Origin of the sequence: Roseobacter litoralis Och 149 (assembly GCF_000154785.2) — a bacterium.
In the GTDB taxonomy this organism is placed as follows: domain Bacteria; phylum Pseudomonadota; class Alphaproteobacteria; order Rhodobacterales; family Rhodobacteraceae; genus Roseobacter; species Roseobacter litoralis.
Genome location: NC_015730.1, coordinates 3,693,385 through 3,714,757, shown reverse-complemented (window position 1 = coordinate 3,714,757; position 21,373 = coordinate 3,693,385). Strand labels below are relative to the sequence as shown.

Here is a 21,373-nt window from a genome sequence, read left to right as displayed (position 1 = left end):
ATCAAAATGCCAAACTAGAGAAAGAGATTATGCCGTGGTTGTTGCCCTATCTGGTTGGCGGGGCATCGGTGGTGAGCCAGTAACGTGGTATTCACGTAGAATTGCATACGAGGCATGCTCTTGTAGTAAATACAACTTTCAGTAGGGCAGCGGCGCAATGTCACCATATTATGCGATATGATGCACCAAATCGGCGGTTTTTTGCGCAATGACACTCGGGGATTTACCCGTTGTTAATGTGTCTCACCGAGAAGTATATCAGACTTAAAGCAAAAATGAGGCAGTTCCGATGCAACTATCCGACGCTCTGATAATCGCCGAACAAATTGTCGAAGATGCTGAGGCAGAGGGCTTCGCCAATACCGCCGATGCCATGCGGCTACTGCTGCGCGACATGGCTCTATGTGAGCGTGTCTCAAATGCAACAAAATCGCAGACCGCGTCCTTGAGCTTGAGCTATAATCCTTTGAGTTAACTCGCGCTTAACCTGCCTGACCGACTCTCGGCTCTAATATTAGTTGGGAGTTTCGAATGACCGAACACGAACGAATTTTACAACCAATTCTCGACCTCCAAAAGTTCGCACAAGAAAACCACTATTACGGGTTAATCGAAGGCCTGAGTGTGGCACTCGAAGCTTACATTGATGAAGCCAGTCTTGACGAGGATGTGAAAACCGCTGCTTTGAGCCTTTTCAACGAAGTGAATTAAAGAGAGCTTTTCTGACTAACTCTACCACAGAGAAGTAAATCGACTATTCCCCAGCAACCGGTTTTCACGACGCGCAGCCAACCTAACTGGCCCCTACTGCAAAATGGCATTTCAAACCTCAACAACTACACCACGTGCGTAAAACTCGCTTGTGGCAATATGAGTGTCCCAATTTGCTTTTCCCACGCGTAGCAGAATTAAAGCATTACCCCCCAAACTTATCGCTTCTTTTTTTAGCTGGGCAATTGCTTCTGCGCTTTCTGATACATCCGTTGTTGACACAAAGCCAATCTCTCTCTTTATCGGAATATCCAAGTTTTCGGTTATAATAATATCGGTCATGACTTTTTCTCCAATCCGTTTCCAAAGTTGAAAATTATCATGAGAACGGCATAATGCGGAGGAAGTCCAGCTGGGCTTCGATCATTGGGTTTACTGGGTTTTTTCCTCCGCATTATTTTGATGGTTGTCAGAGCGTATCGAGCCAGTCGAGCACGTCTTGGTCACGCCGCCACGACGGCGGGCTATCGGTCTTCGGTTTTTCAACCTGTTCCAACGCTCGGCGCTTGGTTTCCAGATTGGCCTGTGCGTAGTGGTTTGTGGTTTCCAGGCTGACATGGCCAAGCCAGCTTCGGATCACGGTGACATCCACGCCCGCGGCTACCAAATGCACTGCGGTTGCGTGCCGGAAGCTATGTGGTGTCACGTGTTTCTGCGCGAGCGTCGGTACATCCACCGCTGCGGCCTTCACATACTCTGCCAACTTGAAGCGCACGCCTGAAGCACTGAGCGGGCTGCCATAGCGGTTTACAAAGAGCGCTGCATCGGCCGGTCTCGGCACGCGCTTCAACAGGGATCGCAGCAATGCGACCGTCTCTGGCCAGAGCGGACTGATCCGCTCCTTGCGGCCTTTTCCGTACAATCGCACACAGCCAGGTGCCTCGAACCTGATGGCCTGCGGGCACAAATCAAGCGCTTCCTGGATACGTGCGCCGGTGTTGTAGAGGAACGACAGCAAGGTATGGTCCCGTTGGCCGATCAGCGTTGACCGGTCGGGCTGCGCCAGGATTGCCTGCACTTCTTCGGGTTCGAGGTAATCCGGCGCGCGGATCGGTGCCTTTTTCGTTGGCACATTCATGACCTCCGCGCATTGCGCCATCAGTTCCGGTTCGCGCGTTGCCACAAAGCCGAAGAAGCTGCGCAGGGCAGCAAGGCGGCAATTGCGGGTACCGATCGTGTCGCCGCGTACACTCTCAAGGTGATGCAGGAAGGCGATGACCTCTGCGGCGGTCAACTCGCTCAGCGTGAGACGAACAACCGGCTTGCCACACCGGACTGCGACAAAGCGCAGAAAGAGCCGCCAGGTATCCCGATATGACTTGACGGTGTGCTGGGACGCGTTGCGTTGCTGGACCATCCAGTCGGTGAAGAACATGCGCAGTAACTGGGGGAGAGGATCAAGCTTCATGATGCCACCTCCCCCGGTTCAGCGTTGCCAGGCGAGGCGAATGTCCGGAACCGTTCGTTTGCCTCATGCAGCAACTCTTGGGTCACGGTGATGTAAACCAGCGTTGAGTTGATGTCGCGGTGGCCAAGATATGTTGCCAAATACGGCAGTTTCTCCTGCGGGTTCACGCCTTGCCGGTACCATTCGAGAATCCGGTGAACGACGAAGGTATGGCGCAGATCATGAACGCGCGGCCCGGTCTTGCCCTTGGTCGGTTTGAGGTCGGCCATCCGCAGAACGGTGACAAGGTTGGCGCTGATCGATGCGCGGCAATAGTGCCTGTTATTCTGATCGTGCCAGAACACGCCAGCTTCGGGATTGCGAGAGACGTTGGCCACCTGCCTTGCCTTTAGAAGGGCACGCAAGGCATCCATTGCACTCTCCGACAGCGGCAGCAGACGGGATTTGAAGAACTTCGTCTCCCGGATCGCGATGGTCCCGCTCTGCATGTCGACGTCGCCGAGCGTCAGCCTTGCAATTTCGCCGATCCGCAATCCGGCGCAATAAGCCAGAACCAGCATCGTATAGAGGTTGATCGGACGCGAGGGCGCGCGCGGCGACGGATAGGTCCGCGCGATGGCAAGCAGTTTTTGAATGTCCTCGGGGCTGTAGATATACGGACGTCGCCAACCGCGCGCGACCTGTTTCGCGGGCCGGTGATCAGGAGGTCGTCTGGGCCGTGACGGATCGTCATGACACAGGGCCTTGTTCAGGATACGGGCCAGTTTCTCGCACTCAGCAGTATGGTTCGCGGTCGCCTTCGCCTTGCCGTAGTGCTCAAGTAGGGTTTCTAGTGGCTGACCATCAAGATCGGGCCTTTGCTGCAGAAAGCGGTCGAACCTGCGGCATATGACCTCCGCAGCCTCATAGCGATAGCCCCTGCGTTGCATCCGCTCGACAACCTCGAAATCGACAGGCAGAAAAACCGTGCCCGCGCCCGGCGGCCACAGACCCTTCTTCTTCAACTCATGCCGCCATCTGTAAATCTGCTGTCGGGTCACATCGCATCGATGCGCAACCTGTGTCACCGTCGACCCGTCAATTCCGACAGACGAAACGATCGAGAGCTTATCCTCATCACTCCATCGCCGCCGCCGTTCGAAACCAAGAACCTCGCCCCGCATGATATCCTCCACATAAGACACGTCACTAACGACGTCTCTATGCACGGGTCTTAAATCATCAGGCCAACATCAGGCAGGCGGTACCAATCGCGCGGTTACCATACATCCCATCGCCACGCCTATAGGATCGATAGACTTTAACATCGACACCAAAATACGCGTGCCACCTGTATTGCACGCGATAAACTGACCCGACATGGGCAGAATGAACAGGAATTGGCCCTGCAAAGAAAGAACGCGCTCTTCGCCGGTCATGACGCACGTGCACAAAACTGGGCCATGCTCGCCTCGCTGATCGAAACCTGCAAATTCAACAGTATCGAACCGCATGGCTATCTGCTTGGCGTCCTGATAACCATTACTGGCAAACACAAACAAACTGACATCAACCGGCTGCTGCCCTGAAACAACGCTAAACCCGTGTGATCAGTGCGCTGCCTACAATACTTGACAATCCAAGCCAAAAGTTTGCGAAAAACAGCATTTTGTTGCGGGTTGAGTATAATATCAAACAGAGGCGTACGATCTAGTCACCTGTCTAGGAAGCTAGGTCACCTCACAAGTTCTGTCACTTTGGTGGGTGTCTCCAACTTATAAAACTGCACCAGTTGCATGAGCGCAATTCGCAAAACAATTTTCCCTGACCGTGCGGACCAGTTTAGTTCCTTCTCAATCTGTTCCATACCTTGCAAATGGCAGCAACAGCGGACTGCAACGTCTGACAAGCCTGGGCCAAGAAAATGTAAAGCTTGAGCCAAACGAGCTTCAGGATCCGTGGTCACAATACTACTGTGCCTCGTGATTGGAGAAGGACTGGTTTCAGAACCCATATCTCTTGTATTTTCTATCGAAGAGATGAAACTGGCAAGTTCAAAATCTTCTCGCAGCAACTGGCCAGCTGTAACAAGTCCAGAGTTCAGAAAAGATTCGCCGGCTTTATCCCGCAGTCGAGATAAAGCCAGAATAGGCGCTTCGCCTTTTTTTTCAGGAGAGACAAGGGTTCTATTGTCGACGACGGTTTTGGACACCTCCAGTTGAGTGTGAATGGGCTGGGTGCTTTTTGACAGATCGCCACGGAGGTAGGTTTTTTTCTTCGTGTCGATAGCAGAGCAATGCCTAATATGGTTTCTAGCTTTGTCTGTTATCGCATAGGATAGAAGCCTGCTTTGGTGTTTTATCTCTATCCAATCATTCATTACCAAAGCTTCGGCTAGAGAACGGTCAAAATATTCCTGTTTTCTGGAAGTTGCGTTGTAATCGATGTTGATAATTACCGCATTATCTAGTTCCGGCGAAAGGACCAGACGTTTATTCGGAGCACTCAATGCCTCTAAAAGCCTTTTGCTTTCCTGACGAAACTTATCTTCTTTTAATAGCGTTTTAGCTTGTTGAGTGCGCTTTAAACAACAAATTGCGGGCTGGAATGTAGCAGTCGATTGATCGTTTGGTCGGTCGTGTTTTGGGAGAGCCAATGAAACGCGCTTTAAGCCTGCCTCAAAGAGTGGATCTGTAAGCTTGTGAGATGTTCTTTTAATATTTCTAGACACCGTAGAAGGTTGGATATCCAGCTCTCGGGCAATTTGGCGCATCGATAACCCGTAACTTTTGTGTGCAATGAATATTAGAATTGATTCAGGCAGCCATCTGGGTGTTGCGCCGCGTAAATCGTTCAGTGTTGCAGTCCTTGCCACGGAAGTTTCTCCATATAAATCTGAAGATGTATTTTACGAATTCTTCACACAATCTCTGGTTGTGGTTACAAAAGGGTTAACAGATAAATTCTGTGAAAATACTTTTGCACGACACTGATTTGTTAGTGCCTTGGCCTGGATTAAAAAGTCGGCTGCTAGTTATTTAAAGGCTTCCGTTACTTAACTGGCTGCATTTCCTAGTTGAAAGAACTGTATTTGTGAAAGTCGAATGCGCTGTCCAATATGTAAACATACAAGATTTCCATTCAGACTTTTCTAATCAAAGTTTAGGAAGCGTGCACCGAACGCACTCCCAAGTTACTGTTAATAAAGACTTAAATTACATTTTTCTCCTGTGTCTTACATTGGAGATCAAAATGATACACTTTTTAACTGGAACTAAGCTTTGTGATTTTCCCACACTGAAACATAGCATGCTAAGAGATCGAAAAACCCAATTTATTGACCGACTCGGGTGGGAGTTGAAGGCCACAGATGAGGAATATGAAATTGACCAATATGACAGAGCAGATGCCACGTATGTAATTTGCTCTGATTCAAACGGATATCATAAAGGATCAATGCGGCTTATCCCAACAAATACACCAAACATGATTAGAGATCATTTTAGCCACGTCATTCCTGGCATTACTTTTGAGACTGAAAAAGTGTGGGAATGTACCCGGCTATGTATTGCTCCCAACTCCGGAGCAGATGTTGCCATTTCCTTACTCGCAGGTGCAGCAAAGCTCATGCAAGCTCAAAAGTTGAGAGCCTTTCTGGGCGTGTTTGATACTCGCATGCAGCGTACATATCGCCGCTTCGGCTCTCCGCCCCTCGTCTTAGGGTCTGAGAAAGATGTATCCGGCACGATCAGCGTAGGCATGTGGCAGTTTAATGCTCAGATTTACAGTCATTTGATAGAAGCCTCACTCTATGACCGTGGATCATATGACGATATGTACGCTCTATCACTTGACCGGGAAGATATGCCCGCTGGGCGTGAACTGCAAATCGCATAGTCTTATTTTCTCGGTATCTATGGTATGATGCGGTGATCGCCTCGGGATAGAGCTTGAAGACGCGCAGAGCACTTCAAGGAACAATAGGTATCTGAACAATTGGCGGACGGCAGAAGCCGTTCGCCAGGCAATCCCCCCTACAGTTAGTTGTATCCCAAAAGTAGAATTTTTCGGCAGGTGACCCGGCCCTCCGATCCGGACCTTACAGGTGTAGAAACCGTTTCTGTTTCTTTCTGTTGATTTGGTTGCGGTCAAGGCCTGCTGAGCGAAGCCCTTATGGAACTCAAGCAAAGCAGACCGGCTGGCACGGTTGAGATCGCTGTTGACGGTTGGTGCCAATCCGCCAAGCGATGTGTGTGGTCGTTACGTTCTATAGTAAATCCTCAAAGTTTAAACTAATTCCCGTGCTTCAGCGAGGTTGCCGAAGATGTGTTCGTTTAGGCACTCATCGCGCAATCGGCCATCGAAGCTTTAGATAAAGGTAACCTGCGCCGGTTTTCCTGGCGCGATATAGTGCCAGCCCACGCCCGTGTCTTGGCACTACGTCAGAATGGCATGCGATATCATTTCCGTTCCGTTCCGTTCCGTTTTCGGAGACGGTCATGTCGGGCTGGTCGCGTCTGCGGATCAGATCATCCAGTTCGCCGGTCATCCTCGCACCTGAAAATGAGCGATCGACTACAGTTGCCAAGGCTTCGCGCGTACGATTATGCACGATGTACAACACAGGAACTTCTGGCCATCTTCGAGGGCATCATAGACGAAGTCGAGCGACCAACGCTGATTGGCGCGACCCCGCACCAGAATGGGCCTGCGTTTGCCCAATGCCCGTTTGCGGGATCGCCTGCCCCGCACGGGACGCGTCGCTCAGGGTAGAGCCGGAACAGTTTCTTGTGCCCGCTCATCGCTGCAAGCAGCGACTGCCGGGTGAGAGTTCACTTCAAAGCCCTCTCTGGCCAATAGAATGCCCAAACGGCGATATCCGAACCGACGGCGTTCGTTTGTCAACTCACGCAGCCGATTACTCAATACATCATCACCCCGATGCTGCTTATCATACTGGAAGACAGGCCTGTCAGCTCACACGCCCGAAGTTTGAAGTGGTCCCACTTATTCGGACAGATTTGCAGCTCAGCTAAGATGCAATCTGGTTTCATTCCGCTCTTTGGGTTGGTTCTCTGTCGAAGAATGCGTCGTCCTGTGATCGTTTGTCGAGGCCCGTGTGGGGCTGCTCCGAGTTGTAGAACCCGATCCAGTCTTTGATCACGCGTTTGCCTTGGAAACCGTCCTGCAATTCATGCAGATAGACGGCCTCCTGTTTAAGGGACCGCCACAGCCTTTCGATGAAGATGCTGTCGAGGTATCGGCCTCGACCATCCATCGATATTTTGACATTTGCCTCGGTCAAGGTTGTAATCCAGGCTGATCCAGTGAACTGCGATCCTTGGTCTGTATTCATGATCTCCAGCTTGCCGTATTTGGTGATGCTCTCGTTCAATGGGTCGACATAAAAGCTGGCGTCCAACGTGCTCGACAGCCGCCACGCCAACACCTTACGCGTCGCCCAATCCATGATTGCCACCAGATACAAGAACTCGCGCTGCACCGAGATATGGGTGATATCGCTGCACCAAACTTGGTTTGGACGTGTGATAGGCAACTTCCGCAGCAGGTATGGATAAATCCCGTGCTGGGGATGCTTTTTGCTGGTGTTTGGCCCCCTGTAGATAGCCTGCAAGCCCATGATCCCCATCAAACGCCGCACCCGATGGCGACCTGGGTGGAACCCATTTCTCCGAAAATAAGCTGCAATCTGGCGGCTGCCAAAAAACGGGTAATTCGTAAACACACGGTCTATTCCATTCATCAGCTTTAGGGTTTCGTCATCCATGCCGACCGGCACATAATAAAGCGACGACCGGCTGATCTTGAGCAGTTGGCACTGTTTGGTCAGGCTCAGATCGGTGCGGTCCTTACAGATCTTCGCCTTGCGTTCGCTCGGGCTCATCGCTTCAGCCCTTGTGACAAAAAATCATTCTCTACCGCCAGCTTTCCGATCTTTGCATTAAGCTCTTTGACTTCGGCTTCGTTGTCTTCCGCGATCCTGATCTTGTCGGAAAACACGCCTGTCAGGCCGTCAATCGCTTGCCGTTTCCACGTCGTCACCTGCGTCGGATGGATCTTACGCTTGGCCGCAATCTCCTGCGCGGTCTTTTCTCCACGAAGCGCCTCAAACTCCACCGTCGCTTTGAAATTGTCTGAAAAACTGCATCTTTTGGTCATTTCTGTATCCTGTCTTCGAAGTTGGATACATCTTAGCACGCCGTCCAGTCTTGCCGGACCACTTCAGTTCAAACTAGCCATGCGATCTCTGAAGTATGAAGCGTGTAACTGCATGCCTGGGAAACCGGATCAGAGGCGAAGGCAAGCGCCAAGAAGTGGATCGACTTCCACAATCACAAACGCCCACATTCCGCCCTTGGCGGCAAACCGCCTGCCGTGGTCTACTGGCAGCGAATTGAAACTACCAACCCTTATCAGCAGGTGCAAAGAGTAGCTTTAATTACGCCAGATCCTGTCCAAACACTGGGGAGTAGCTCATTTTTCATCATCCTGATGATCTGTTCATCTGAAAATCTGCGTTTCACATTCCATCCTTTGCTCAGACGGCTTACTAACACCTCATTGGCATGATTTCAGGGGGTTGGGTAACCCACAAGAGTGTCACATATTCCCCTAGGTCACAGGATCTTCAATCGTATCTAATATTTCAGCGATAGCTACTGACGTAGTAGTTTCTAATTGGGTCGCCAGAAGTGGCAAACCGTTGGTCGCCGCAAATGTCTGCATATCTGCAAGCACTTCCAAAATCCAGTCAGATTTCATGGTATTTTCCTTATCTTGTGCATTTTTAAAGGTCAGATTATTTTGCCAACTACAGTCAGTTTATGGATGTAAACGAGCTGGCCTCCTGCTTGGTTAAGAACGGCATCTATTTTTTTATGAACGCGAAATGATTTGTCAATTTAACGCTAAGCTATGTTGAACAAATCAATTCACCGAGGGCTGAATTTTTCTATGCTGCGTTTCTTGAAAAAGATTCTCCTAACCAAATCATAGGTATACTTTGCAAACCGAAATTCGTTTAGGCGTGCGTTGCAAAGCAACGGGCTTTACTTCCCAAGTATTGACTTCAGCTCAATTCAATTATCTGCATTTAGGATAGCATAGAAAACTCCCGTTTTTGTGTTCGCTGCCAGAATGCCACTCAGTTGTATAATCCAATTTAACAGAGCGTTCGCTTGGGTTTATAAACCCTTAAAGTGAATTAATTTTTGAAGTGGACCCGTCCATTTTATGTGCCGCCCCAAGTTCTCGTTTAGGCCACTTTCCATTCGAAAGCGACGGAGCTTTTCCAGCCCAATGCTAAGTGCCGCCGGCGCGGATTGTAGAAGCCATGTGTGGACGCCCCTTTCAATGCAAGAAGTTTTTCGGATTGCTTGGAACAAGTGATCAGTGCAGTCGTGTGTCGGGCCTTTGAATGCGGCTTTCAAACGCCGCTGGCCTGTATGGTGTCCGTGGATCGGGTCCAAATCGTTGATGCGAGCACAAGGCTCCTGGCTTCTATCTGGTTTTCCCAACCCCGTCTTATGACCGTTGTTCCTTACTCTCCTTCGCCCTTCTCACATTGCCGGTTTACTCCAACGCATGGTGCAAAGCTTGTGCAGCCAGCGGTGGAATTCGATAGTCCTCTTTTGTGGTTGTTAATGCCCAAACAGTACGCGCAAGCTTGTTTGCCAGTGCAGTCGCCACCAGCATACGAGGCTTGCGCGCCGGCATCTTGGCAAGCCATGATCCAGGTGGTGGACCTTTCCGGATGGCCCAACGGATGACGGCCATTCACTGCCCGGCAGTGCATGTTTACATGAATGAGAGGGGCGCCTGTGATCAGCAATCGCCTTATATCGCGCTGTCCCATTTTTGAGGTTCTACCCAGGATTTGTCGCCCACCGGTCGACTTCTGCCTTGGTACAAGCCCGCACCAAGCTGCAAACTCACGCCTATTAGAAAATTCTTCCATTGGTGGCGCGAAGGCCTGAATGGTCGTGGCACACATAGGCCCAACTCCGGGGATCGTCATAAGCCGTGATGTTGCTTCATCTGTTTTTGCTCGGCCTTTGATCTCATGATCCAGCACCGCTATCCTTTCGTCAAAAAGAGCGATCTGATCAATGTATGCTTGGCAAAGGTTGAGAATTTGCGCGGGCAGGTCAACCGCGACTTCATCAAAGCTGGTTATCATACGTCTAAACTGAACCATCCCTTGAGCGACGACGACACCGTATTCTGCTAAATGCCCCCGCAAAGCGTTTACCAACTGGGAGCGTTGGCGGACAAATAAATCGCGTGTTCGAAAGACCTTGGCCTGCGACTGTTGTTCTGCGCTTTTGACCGAGACGTAGTGCATCGTCGGGCGCGATGCCTCCTCCGCGATCGCTTCTGCGTCATTTGCGTCGTTCTTTTGACGCTTCACAAACGGCTTAACGTAAACAGGTGGGATAAAACGCGCTTCGTGGCCAAGCTTGCCAATCTCGCGCGCCCAATAATGGGATGTGGCGCAAGCCTCCATCGCAACAATGCACTTTGGAAGCTCACTCAGGAACGCGGTAAGCTGAGGCCGCGACAGTTTCTTGCGGAACACCACAGAACCATCAGGGCTCGCCCCGTGCAGTTGGAAACTCCGTTTTGCTAAATCAATTCCTATTATGCTAACATTCTCCATGGATGCTCTTCCTTTGTGTAACAGTTTAAACTGCTATCATTCTGGCACATTGTGATGCCGCCGGGTGGGGCATCCACCCCATCATTGATGTATTCGAAGATGGCCATCTCGGCATGCCTCCTCGTTTGCCATGACTGGCGCAAGATCAATTTAGCCTTGATTGTCTTGAAGAAGGTTTCGACGGCTGCGTTGAAGCTCCTATATTTGTCAAACGGTGATTTGAGCCGATTTGGGCACGCAGGGCTGGCTGTAGATTTGCTGGACGATTTAGCGTTTCAAGCAACGAATGATCTCGCTTTTACGCTTCCCATCTTGTATGCGTTTCTTGACATGGGCGAGCGTTGGCGCGTGGCTTCGCATCCTGACGTTGGCGTCGCGGTATAGGGCTGCGTTGGCTTGCCTGTTTCTACCTCGGTTCAATCGAAAGCCACGTGTTTTTCTGCTCGACGCTGGGATAGGGCAGACGACTCATAGCTTTGCAAAATCGGCTTCGGAACGAATGCGTGTTGGATCGTTGCCAACGAGGATCAACATCTCTGCCACGGTCAGCATTGCAATCTCATGCGATGCCATCAAGTCTGGTGCGCGTGCAGTGACAAGGCGTTCCAGTTCCTTTTCGTGGCGGAACGCCGTGCCTAGCGTCCGGCACATCTCAATCGCAGATCTGAATATTTGCGCTACCCACCACAGTAACACCCGTAAACGCAGCCGATGAACTAATTGCGTCTTCACAAATCCACGTTATCGGATCACCGCGCCGACGAAGCGCTTCATTGTAAGTAGCCCAATTAGTCATGCGATACTTCAGTTTCGGGATCTTGCCACGCCAATCTGCGTTGAAATTGTGCGTCGTTTACAACATCCTGAAGGATACAAGCTGCGCCTAAATCAGATAGCAGGAGATTTGTGCAACAACGCCCCCTGAGGTATCTTCTTTAGAAAGCTCTACTTTTAACCACCATAATTTAAGGGGGGGGTCTCAACCACTACAAAGCATATTATGCCGCCATTGCTGCACTAGTATCTGGCTTTTCAAAGTTTTTTTGCTTTGGGGAAGAGAGACTTTAGGCGCTAGCCTGCGTAATGCAAATTAAATAGGTTCTTTGATTGTTCACTAAAGACTTCGCTAGTACTATATGGCGCATACCTATTGTGGCCATAAATCGTGCCACCTTCGTGAAAACCACGGCCACGAAACCGGTGAGATTTTTGCTGTCTTGGTATCGATCCATAAGCACATGATTGTTTGCAACATCTCTTTAACTTTGATCTACAGAAATATCTGGTGAGCGGCAAAACCGGGTAAGCTCGTCAATGCGACCTTTTTGCATATTTAGGAAACCGGTGGCATCCGGAAAGCTATCTTGAAAATCATATGTTGTCATTGTTGTGCAAGTTGTTGGACGGACTCGGCACGATCCAACATAGAGGTCTTTGTCGTAAATGACTAGGCAGCGGACTCATAAAACTCGATCCACAGCCTGACCGATGCCAGTTTGATCATCGATAGGAAATTGCGTGACGTCTTCTCGTATCGGGTTGCGATGCGGCGGAACGAGGCTTTCAGCCTGCCAAAGAAACGCTCGATTTTGTTGCGTTCCCGGTAGATTTCAGCATCAAATTCGGCGGGCAGTTTGCGGTTGGCCTTGGGAGGGATCACGTCAATAGCGCCCTGTTCCCAGATCAAGTCTGCGTCGTATGCTTTGTCTGCGAGCACATGTTGGCCAGGTTGCAAATTATCCAGTAACGTCTTGCACGGCGGTTCGTCATGGACTTGGCCGGGTGTCAATTCATATCGGATCGGCAGCCCATCCTGATTGGTAAGTGCATGTATTTTCGTGCCTAATCCGCCCCGTGAGCAACCTAAACAGCGGCGCGGGTCTTTTTTTGAGAGTCGTGGCGGAATGATGCGCGCGCACGCTGGTCCCGTCGACCATCACTGTGTCCACGTTATGCGCGTCGGCGATAGCACCCATGATCCGGTCCCAGTGGCCGCATAGCTCCACCTGTTGAAGCGGTTGTAGACCGTTGTCGGTGGGCCGTATTCGCTGGGCAGATCGGCCCAAGGGATGCCGGTGCGCAGGACGTAGAAAATGCCGTTGACCACGCGGCGGTCATCTACCCGCCTCTTGCCGCGCGTTTTGTTCGGCAAGACAGCTTTGATGAATTCCCATTCCAGATCGCTCATGTCTGATCGCGCCACTTGCATCCTCCCACCCGTTGTTTGGACGAAATGAATCACAAACCTTTGCCTCTAAACAAGAATTAACGAGTGTGCTGCCTAGACACTCGCTTTTGTCATCTTCGTACTCGTCGACCTCTTCACCGGATGCTGTTAAGCACAAATCCCATTGCAACCTGTCGATAAACTGGCGTCGACGATCCTTGAAAATTCCATTGGACAAGCGGGCTGGCAAATTATGACGATTAAAAATAGCACTTTGCATGTTCACCTCATGTTTTTACTGAGACGAACGTCTGCAAAGATGCTTGCATATTGTGTAAGCTATTATTTTTAATTATTAAATTTTTATGCTAAAATTTTCTATGTTCAGAAATATTATCAAAACGTTGCACTGAACTTATGAATTGACCACGATCGTTTCCGATATAAAAAACTGCGGCCATGTTTGTAGGATTCCCTAAAAATATGGTGCCGCCGCGGTACTACATTCAGCGGTAGTTTAAGCGTTTAGCAGATCACATCCATCGTCATCAGCATGATTCAGCCAAAATTAACTTAAAGCGTTCTATAAAATTCTTTGTATTCTGCAGGATAAACATGATGAATCATTGGGTAAAAACGGTCTTTGAAGACCTTACTTGGGGCAATAAAAACGTGTCAGAACAGTTGAGAAGTGACATTATGAGAATCGTTGAGATTTTTGAATGTAGCGATGTGCATCATTTCAGAACTGAGGATCTGGAAAACATGGCCAATGAGCTTTACGAGGCCGATAATGTGACAGAATTATCCAATTCAATGTGGAAAATCACAACAACGCTAGCTTTCCAAAACTTTGCGATTTTTGTCCTCAAACAAGGTCCGGGTATGGCTTTCAATCCGAAGATTTGTACATCATGCAATGCTAAATGGGTAGCACGCTATGTCGATCAAGGATACCAATATGTTGATCCTGTGATGACAAAGGCATCCGAAAATGACGGGTGCTTTTTGTATTCGGACCTGCCAGTCGGATCGCCAGTGGTTGAAACCTTTTGGCAAGATGCCGATCACCATAGGATTGGTAGGAATGGTGTATGTTTTTGCATTGCCCGACGAGATGGCTCGAAAATTGGCGTTTCTTTTTCAACTCAGGATACAGCAAATAAGGTCCAGGAAATATTTTACGCGAATAGTTACGACATGAATTTTATTGCCCAAATCGCTGCTGATGTATTTTGCTATGCGGCGACAGACACTTTGTTATCTGATGATACTCTAACTGAAGCAGAGTTACGTTTTTTATACGTGCTATCAACCAGCCCAAACCCGCAAGACGCAATAAAAGTAACTTCAAGTTTTGGTTCAAACACTTCATTACAGGCGTCAATCCGCGCCAAATTGGGAGTCGAAACGGTGTATCAAGCAGTTGCGAGAGCAGCAGCAAGAGGATGGTTTGATCAGCTTCCGTTCACTGAAGGCGACATCATGAAGTCTTTCCCAACACTGCAGCGATTGGAAGTCGGACAGGATTTTTTGGAGTGTTCCGCTGCAGAAAATGATGCAGTAAAGTCGCAATAGTCACCATCAAAAAGCAAGAAAACACGCTGTCTTTAGTCCGTTTTTTCAGGACTGTTGCGTTAATTTGCATCGCGCGAGAAGAGACGTGATGACGGCTGGATCATGCGATTTGAGCTACTCTTTGCACCTGCTGTCGCTGTACCCTAAATAATTAGATTCTGCGGGTTAGGCTCGCTTTTGGAAGTTTTTTGTACCCTTAAATACAATACTGTCCGTCGTCAGGGTTTTTGTGACCAAGAGCGGTCTAACCTAAGATAGAGTTTGGCTCATCTGACCTGAGCCCCAAGTCTCCTCCAAATTTGCGTATAGTCCGCCCAACAATGCTGTGCTACCCAAAGTGTCCCCGTTCAGGGCTAGATTTTCCGCACTTTTGCTGTGCTACCCAAAGTGTCCCCGTTCAGGGCTAGATTTTCCGCACTTTGATCACACAGACGGGCTGGATACGTCTTGTAATTTCATCAGCGCAGCTGGGACTTTGTTCCCGATTGCGCTGTGCGGTCGTTCTTCGTTGTAGTCTCTACGCCAAGCCTCCAACTTTTCGGCCGTATCTTCAAGCCCCATGAACCAGTGCGCGTTCAGACATTCTGCACGGAACCTGCCATTGAACGCCTCGATGTAGGCGTTGTCGGTGGGTTTTCCGGGACGTGAGAAGTCGAGCGTGACGTTCCTCTGATAAGCCCACAAATCCATGTCTCGAGAGATAAATTCGCTCCCATTGTCGACCCGAATGGTTTTCGGGTAGCCAATCTGACGGCAGACCCGATCCAGCGTCGTGACGACGTTCTCGCCTTTGTAGTTGAACCGCGCATCAAGTACCGGAACATACCGCGAGAAGGTATCGACCACCGTTAGAATACGGATCTTGCGGCCTGTTGCCAGTTGATCATGTACGAAGTCCATCGCCCAAACGTCGTTAGGCCGGACTGCGCCCTTGCGGTCCTCGCGCAGCTTGGCTTTGACCCGACGTTTTGGTGTCTTGTTACGCAGTTGCATGCCCAACTCCTTGTAAATGCGATATGTCTTCTTGGCATTGAGGTCCCAGCCCTCCCGCCGTAACAGCACATGCACACGCCGATAGCCAAACCGCACGCGGGTTGGCAAATCTCTTTGATCCGCTGTTCAATCGCGGCCTGGTCGGGTCGACGGAACCTGTACCGATATGTGCGAGGGTCGAACCGGATCAGCGAACACGCCCTCCGGATCGACACACGCCAATCAGTTCTGATCTCGTCAACCAGCGTTCGTTTCCGAGCAGGCCTTAGAGCTTTCGTTTCAGAACATCCTGCAGCATTTCCTTGTCCAGTGCCAAGTCAGCGACGATCTTCTTCAGCCGGGAATTCTCATCTTCCAACTCACGCAGCCGCTTCATGTCTGTCGGCAACATGCCTGCGTATTTTTTCTTCCAATTAAAATACGTCGCTTGGCTGATGCCAGCCTTGCGACAGATCTCAGAAACAGTCGTGCCTTCGTCGCCCTGCTTGATGATGAACGCCTTTTGCGCGTCCGTGAACTTCGATGCTTTCATGCGTTTCCGCTCCTCTCCCAGCTCAGGAATATCTAGCGGAAAACTCTAACCAAAAACGAGGGCATTTTAAGGAATCACAGCAACAAAAGGACGGACAAATGAAGGCACGATTCACGGACGAACAGATCATAGCAATGATCAAGGAACAGGGTTTGAGCGTTTAGCAAATGATCCGGGGGATCATTTGTAGCGAGTAACGGTGAGAAGACCACTGATGTATGTCGGCGGCATGGGGTCAGTTTAGCAACGTTCTACAAATACAAATCGAAGTACGGCGGCATGCATTGCCCGGCAACACATGCTTGCATGTGTGAGAGGGGAGCCGTCTGATGCGAAGCGATTGCGTGCATTGGAAGACGAGAACGGCAAGCTGAAGAAGCTGTTGGCTGAACAAATGTTGGACAACGCCACGTTGCGAGACATCAATTCAATAAAATGGTGACGCCTGCTGTGAGGCGGGAAGCGGTGGTTCACCTGTGCGAAGCGCACGGTGTGAGCCATGCCGCTGCCCCGGCAGGCGATTGCGCAGCAATCTGCCGGGAGGGGGCGGGCGTGTGACGTGCTGCAGATTGATCGATCAACGGTGCGGTATTTGTCGCGCCGTGGCGATGATGCCGAACTGCGAGATGCAATCAAACGCGTGTCTCGTGAACGGCGTCGGTTTGATTGCCGCCGCATCCATGTGATGATTGCGCGAGAGGGCTTTGAGGTGAACCACAAGAAAGTGCGGCGCATCTACCGTGAAGAGAAGCTGCAGGTGCGGCGCAGAGGCGGCAGGAAACGTGCTTTGGACACAAGAAAGCCGATGGTGCTGCCGGATGGCCCGAACCAACGTTGGAGTTTGGATTTCGTGTCTGACGCGCTGACAGATGGACGCCGGTTTCGTATCTTGGCGGTTGTCGATGACTTCAGCCGCGAGAACCTTGTACTGATTGCGGACACATCATTGTCAGGCCAGCGGGTTGCGCGTGAGCTGGACCGTGTGATCTCGGAGCGGGGCGTGCCAAAAACGATAGTCTCGGACAATGGCACCGAGTTCACCAGCATGGCAATTCTGAAGTGGGTTCAGGATACAGGCATCGATTGGCACTACATCGCGCACGGAAAGCCCCAGCAGAACGGTTTCATTGAAAGCTTCAACGGCAAGCTCAGAGATGAGTGCTTGAACGAAACATTGTTCGGCACATTGCGCGACGCCCGACAAACGCTGGAAGAATGGCAGGAAGACTACAACTGGCGCAGACCACATTCAGCTTTGGGCAACCTGACACCCATGGAATTCTTGCAGAGAAAGGCGATGGACAAGATGGCTGCATAAGGCCAAAGATTTAACCCCAAGGACTCCGCGCAAAGCTGGAGGAGACTTGGGGCTCAGGTCACTGGCCTTGCAACACCTTGAAGCGGTATTTCGTCGACCAGACGATGTGATAGCGGTGATAGTAAACGCAATGCTTGCCGGTCACATATTGCATGATCGTATCCTCCAGAAAATGAAACGTAAGCGGTGTTTTGACCCGACCTTCCCCTTGAGTTTTTGATCTGCGATTCCAGCCCTTGTATTTTTGCGAGGGAGTTTCTCCATGGAGATATCCGATGAGTTTCTCACGGATGGCGAAGAGGATCGTCGTAGGTGTCCGCGTTGGCCGCGCGATCTGAAGGCGCGGATCGTGGCTGAGACATTGGTTGATGGCGCGACGGTCAATGGGGTTGCAAGGCGTTATGGCTTCCGCCAATCACAAATCTATGCCCGCCAAGGCGTCGAGATCGAACGGTCTACTTTGGCCTCATGGGTCGGTAATGCAGCGCATGAACTGGTGCCGGTCTACGACGCGCTGCTCAGGCATCTGAAGACATCCACCAAACTGTTCATGAACGAGACACCAGCGCCTGTTCTTGATCCTGGCAGGGGCAAGGTGAAGAAAGGGTATTTCTGGGCACTGGCCCGTGATGATCGGGCGTGGACGGGGCCAGAACCGCCAGGTGTTGCTTTTACCTATGCACCGGGACGATCCGGCAAATACGCATCCCAAATATTGCACGGCTTTAGTGGCATACTGCAGGTGGACGGCTATGCCGGATACAACCGCGTGCTGGATCCACGGGACAATGAACCAATCCAACTGGCCTACTGCTGGGCGCACGCGCGACGGAAGCTCTATGAGCTGACCGAGAACAATGTCGCGCCCATTGCTGAGGAGGGTCTCAGGCAGATTGCGGCGCTTTATCGGATAGAGAGCAAAGCCCGCGGGCTGACAGCCGAAGAACGCCAGGCCATCCGGCAAGACCGATCCGCACCGAAGATTGCAGCGTTCAAAGAATGGCTCGATAGCTCACGTTCGCAGGTCTCTGCCAAATCCCCAACGGGTGAAGCCCTGAAGTATATCGCCAAATACTGGGACGGCTTGATCTTGTTCCTGACTGATGGCCGGATCGAGATGGGCAGCAACGCCGTCGAGCGCACCATCCGCCCCATCGCGAATGGTTGGTCATTATGCACCCCCTTTTTAAGTGCTTGTAAACATTGAAAGCTGCTGGTCGCTTTGTCTGCGACACGGGCGCTTTTTGCGGCGTAGTGCTTGTATTACCTGACCAGATTGTAGGTCTTCGGTCCTGATTTGGTAAGGCGCGCCATCGACAACCTGTTTTGCAGGCAGAATTGCGTCCTTGATCAGCCGTCGGATCACGTGATTGGTCACACCGAGCTCTTTTGCGGCCTCAGACATGGTGCGCCACGGGCTATCCTTGTCAGCGGAGAGGTAGCCGCGGATGTTGTTCACGCGCCTTATGGAGGACACGCGCTTTGCATTCCATGTTTTGTCCTGACCGGTGCGGATGCCCATGCGGTTCAGCGAGGCCGCAATGGATCCATCTGACCATCGCCCTGCCATCTCGCGGATGATCGCTAAGGCCTCCTCGCTGGTTTTTGCACCATGCTCGCCAGTCTTTGGTTTTTTGACCCGCAATTCCGTGTGTCGCCCGCCTTTCCAGTGGACGACCAGCACAATCTCACGGCTTGTGTCATCCACATCGGCGACGATGTCCTCGATCAAGGTCCGGAGCAGTTGCTGGCGAGCACGCATGCTCACCGTAGGTGCCTCCCATGCGGCTTTTAGATCCTGCGCCAATCCGTTCAATGCGCTTGGATCAAAGGTCTCGTGCGCGTCTGGAGAGCTCGCCATGCGTTCCTTGAAGGCTTGGACCCGCGAGAGAGCTTCCTCCCAGCGTTTCTCCAGCGTCGCGGCTATCAGGCGGTTCTCCGGGTCACACGCCGCATATCGACGTTCTGCAAGCGTGGCGTCATATTCCGCTTGCTTCAGTTCCAGCTCCAACAGCTGGCGTCGATCTTCCTCTGCATTGCTCATGTAGATTTGCGCCTGTAGCGCTGCCTCAATGGCCAGCGGGGCAACGGCTTGCAAAACGGCGCTAACAATGAGGGTCTCTGCGCGCGCACCACCGAATGTGAAGCACCGCTTTTGGCCCAAAAGCAGGTTGGGATTGTCACACCGATAGACAGGACGGTGTGTTCGGCCCGCATAGACAACGTGCAGCCGTCTCCCACATTTGGCACAGGACATGAGCCCGGCGAGCAAAGCTCGACCACCGCGGGCCGACTTTGTCCCACCGGCCTTGCCAAACGCATTGCGCGCGAGTTGCGCCTGATTGCGTTCATACGCCCCCAACTCGATATAGGCAGCGTGGTGGTCGTGGAGAACCACCTCCCAATCCTCGGGCGATTTGTGATTTTTGTAGCTGACATGGGCGCGGCCGTCCCTGATCTCCGTCTTCTTCCCAGTTTTACCATAAGCATAAACGCCTGCGTAGAACGTATTTTTGAGAATGCTGATGACATTGCGATACCGGATTGGCTGCCACTCAAAAGATGTCAGCCGGATACCGTCCGATGGCCGTGGAAAATGGATACCCTGATCAGCCATCGACAACAGGACCTGTCTGGCGCTGCCAAGTTCTTCAAAACGAGTGAATATCCCGCGTATCACCTCCTGAATCCGCACGTCTGGATCAAACATGATCCCGGCATCTCGGTCCCAAAGATAGCCAATCGGTGGGGTGTAGCGCAGTTCGCCACGCCTGGCCTTCGCACGGGCAGCGTCCAGCATCCGCGTTCGCAGTATCCCCAGTTCAAACTCGCTGATGCTGCCCTTCATGCCTAACAGAAGTCGGTCGTTCGGGAGGCGAGGATCATAAACGCCATCGTGATCCACAACGCGTGCCTCAACCATGCCACAGATCTCAAGAACATGGTGCCAGTCCCGTCCGTTGCGGGCCAATCGAGAGACTTCTAAGCAAAACACTGCACCAACTTCGCCAGAACAGAGAGCCGCAACCAAACGTTCGAATCCCGGTCGGACAGCGCTTCCACTCGCGGATATCCCGAGATCATCGTCGATGACATCTACCGCTTGGAAACCGTACTGGCGTGCAGAAGACACCAGGTCGTATTGCCGCCGTTGGCTCTCAAGATTGGTCATGACCTGGCTTTGTGTCGATTGCCGGACATAGACTATAGCCCGGCGCTGCAACAACGCAGGCGGCAATATTGCGATAGGTGTGAGGTCATTGTTACCCATCATTTGATCCCTCCTGTGTCAGGCTGGCCGCTTCCAGAAGCAATTGTGCAAGAGCCTGCCTCAGCATCTCTCGCTCCTGCTCGTTCATCGGGGCAGTCACTGGCGGATGAAATGGAAGAGGCAGTTGCGCCAGATTGGTTGTTCTGAGGGTGGTCATGTTCGGCTTCCTTCGATGAGTCGCTCTCATCAAAGCTTCGCCGAAAACCTTGCAATGTCAGAATTGAGGACAAATCCAGCAATCCGGCCACCGACACCTCCGGTGATCCCAATGTCATCAGCCCGCAAACTGTAGCATCCAGAACCCAGGCCGGAGCCATGACAGCAACGCCCGGATCTCGTTCAATCCCCACATACGTCCCATCGCCGCGCCGATAGGACCTATAGACTTTTACATTGGCACCAAAATATGCGTGCCACCTATACTGCACGCGATAAACTGACCCGACATGGGCAGAATAAACGGAAACTGGCCCTTCAGCGCAAGAACGCGCTCTTTGCAGGCCATGACGCCGGCGCGCAAAACTGGGCTGTCATCGCATCACTCATTGAGACCTGCAAGCTCAACAAAATCGAACCTCACAGCTACCTGACCGGTCTGCTCACGGCCATCGTCAATGGCCATAAAAAGAAAGACATTGATCAGCTGCTGCCCTGGAACTGGGCGGGCTGAAAAACC

At 51.4% G+C, this 21,373-nt stretch carries 12 protein-coding genes and 11 pseudogenes; 9 read left to right on the top strand and 14 right to left on the bottom strand.

The genetic code is table 11. The features are described 5' to 3' along the window. Positions 1 to 289 precede the first annotated feature (289 nt). Both RLO149_RS17780 and RLO149_RS17775 read left to right on the top strand, forming a co-directional pair. Complete coding sequence (locus RLO149_RS17780; protein ID WP_013963473.1) at positions 290 to 475, top strand: hypothetical protein; 186 nt, start codon at positions 290 to 292, stop codon at positions 473 to 475. 56 nt (positions 476 to 531) lie between these two features. Beyond that, entirely contained in the window at positions 532 to 711 is a 180-nt protein-coding gene (locus RLO149_RS17775; protein WP_013963472.1) for a hypothetical protein, read from the top strand. A 111-nt stretch (positions 712 to 822) separates the two neighbouring features. Here RLO149_RS17775 and RLO149_RS17770 read toward each other — a convergent pair whose 3' ends face one another. From RLO149_RS17770 to RLO149_RS17760, 3 genes are all read right to left on the bottom strand, one after another. Further along, on the bottom strand, positions 823 to 1,053 hold the full coding sequence (locus RLO149_RS17770) for a hypothetical protein (protein WP_013963471.1): 231 nt from the start codon (positions 1,051 to 1,053) through the stop codon (positions 823 to 825). A gap of 127 nt (positions 1,054 to 1,180) precedes the next feature. Then, the gene (locus RLO149_RS17765) at positions 1,181 to 2,179 is read right to left on the bottom strand and encodes a site-specific integrase (protein ID WP_013961039.1); all 999 of its coding nucleotides are present in this window, start codon (positions 2,177 to 2,179) and stop codon (positions 1,181 to 1,183) included. Continuing rightward, on the bottom strand, positions 2,176 to 3,342 hold the full coding sequence (locus RLO149_RS17760) for a tyrosine-type recombinase/integrase (protein ID WP_083825482.1): 1,167 nt from the start codon (positions 3,340 to 3,342) through the stop codon (positions 2,176 to 2,178). The genes RLO149_RS17765 and RLO149_RS17760 overlap by 4 nt, the downstream gene beginning before the upstream one ends. A gap of 219 nt (positions 3,343 to 3,561) precedes the next feature. On the opposite strand from RLO149_RS17760, the pseudogene RLO149_RS17755 reads away from it, so the two are divergent. Beyond that, positions 3,562 to 3,747: pseudogene (locus RLO149_RS17755) on the top strand (transposase domain-containing protein); the annotation flags it as partial. A gap of 146 nt (positions 3,748 to 3,893) precedes the next feature. On the opposite strand, the gene RLO149_RS17750 reads toward RLO149_RS17755, so the two are convergent. Continuing rightward, positions 3,894 to 5,033, bottom strand: coding sequence for a DUF6456 domain-containing protein (locus tag RLO149_RS17750; protein ID WP_013963470.1), 1,140 nt, complete (start codon positions 5,031 to 5,033; stop codon positions 3,894 to 3,896). Positions 5,034 to 5,410: 377 nt separating this feature from the next. Here RLO149_RS17750 and RLO149_RS17745 point away from each other — a divergent pair, with 377 nt between their 5' ends. Next, positions 5,411 to 6,055, top strand: a complete 645-nt coding sequence (locus RLO149_RS17745) for an acyl-homoserine-lactone synthase (protein ID WP_013963469.1) — start codon at positions 5,411 to 5,413, stop codon at positions 6,053 to 6,055. Positions 6,056 to 7,176: 1,121 nt separating this feature from the next. Here the strand turns inward: RLO149_RS17745 and RLO149_RS17740 are convergent. Continuing rightward, a pseudogene (locus RLO149_RS17740) lies at positions 7,177 to 8,338 on the bottom strand (IS3 family transposase); the annotation flags it as partial. Positions 8,339 to 8,420: 82 nt separating this feature from the next. Here RLO149_RS17740 and RLO149_RS24200 point away from each other — a divergent pair. After that, positions 8,421 to 8,563, top strand: a pseudogene (locus tag RLO149_RS24200) (integrase core domain-containing protein); the annotation flags it as partial. Positions 8,564 to 8,791: 228 nt separating this feature from the next. On the opposite strand, the gene RLO149_RS23840 reads toward RLO149_RS24200, so the two are convergent. The 5 genes and pseudogenes from RLO149_RS23840 to RLO149_RS23285 form a co-directional block, all read right to left on the bottom strand. After that, entirely contained in the window at positions 8,792 to 8,941 is a 150-nt protein-coding gene (locus RLO149_RS23840) for a hypothetical protein (RefSeq protein ID WP_013963464.1), read from the bottom strand. Between the two features lie 810 nt (positions 8,942 to 9,751). Beyond that, a pseudogene (locus RLO149_RS17730) lies at positions 9,752 to 10,838 on the bottom strand (IS110 family RNA-guided transposase). An 83-nt stretch (positions 10,839 to 10,921) separates the two neighbouring features. Next, positions 10,922 to 11,029 (bottom strand): annotated as a pseudogene (locus RLO149_RS24535) (IS3 family transposase); the annotation flags it as partial. A gap of 277 nt (positions 11,030 to 11,306) precedes the next feature. Next, on the bottom strand, positions 11,307 to 11,489 hold the full coding sequence (locus tag RLO149_RS24195; protein WP_052304810.1) for a hypothetical protein: 183 nt from the start codon (positions 11,487 to 11,489) through the stop codon (positions 11,307 to 11,309). A gap of 796 nt (positions 11,490 to 12,285) precedes the next feature. Beyond that, positions 12,286 to 13,041: pseudogene (locus RLO149_RS23285) on the bottom strand (IS5 family transposase). A 582-nt stretch (positions 13,042 to 13,623) separates the two neighbouring features. On the opposite strand from RLO149_RS23285, the gene RLO149_RS17710 reads away from it, so the two are divergent. Further along, entirely contained in the window at positions 13,624 to 14,583 is a 960-nt protein-coding gene (locus tag RLO149_RS17710; protein WP_013963462.1) for an autoinducer binding domain-containing protein, read from the top strand. Positions 14,584 to 15,006: 423 nt separating this feature from the next. Here RLO149_RS17710 and RLO149_RS17705 read toward each other — a convergent pair. Next, positions 15,007 to 16,108: pseudogene (locus RLO149_RS17705) on the bottom strand (IS3 family transposase). 198 nt (positions 16,109 to 16,306) lie between these two features. Between RLO149_RS17705 and RLO149_RS23280 the strand changes: the two are divergent. After that, positions 16,307 to 17,426 (top strand): annotated as a pseudogene (locus RLO149_RS23280) (IS3 family transposase); the annotation flags it as partial. Positions 17,427 to 17,490: 64 nt separating this feature from the next. On the opposite strand, the pseudogene RLO149_RS24530 reads toward RLO149_RS23280, so the two are convergent. Continuing rightward, a pseudogene (locus tag RLO149_RS24530) lies at positions 17,491 to 17,580 on the bottom strand (IS200/IS605 family transposase); the annotation flags it as partial. 108 nt (positions 17,581 to 17,688) lie between these two features. Between RLO149_RS24530 and tnpC the strand changes: the two are divergent. Further along, a pseudogene (gene tnpC / locus RLO149_RS17685) lies at positions 17,689 to 18,627 on the top strand (IS66 family transposase); the annotation flags it as partial. Here tnpC and RLO149_RS17680 read toward each other — a convergent pair. Together RLO149_RS17680 and RLO149_RS23835 are read right to left on the bottom strand one after the other, a co-directional pair. Beyond that, positions 18,613 to 20,700, bottom strand: a complete 2,088-nt coding sequence (locus RLO149_RS17680; RefSeq protein ID WP_013963133.1) for a recombinase family protein — start codon at positions 20,698 to 20,700, stop codon at positions 18,613 to 18,615. The pseudogene tnpC and the gene RLO149_RS17680 sit on opposite strands and share 15 nt — an antisense overlap. Then, positions 20,690 to 20,854: a hypothetical protein gene (locus RLO149_RS23835; protein WP_158308131.1), complete on the bottom strand. Its 165-nt coding sequence runs from the start codon at positions 20,852 to 20,854 to the stop codon at positions 20,690 to 20,692. The genes RLO149_RS17680 and RLO149_RS23835 overlap by 11 nt, the downstream gene beginning before the upstream one ends. 303 nt (positions 20,855 to 21,157) lie before the next feature. On the opposite strand from RLO149_RS23835, the pseudogene RLO149_RS17675 reads away from it, so the two are divergent. Then, positions 21,158 to 21,367, top strand: a pseudogene (locus RLO149_RS17675) (transposase domain-containing protein); the annotation flags it as partial. Positions 21,368 to 21,373 lie beyond the last annotated feature (6 nt).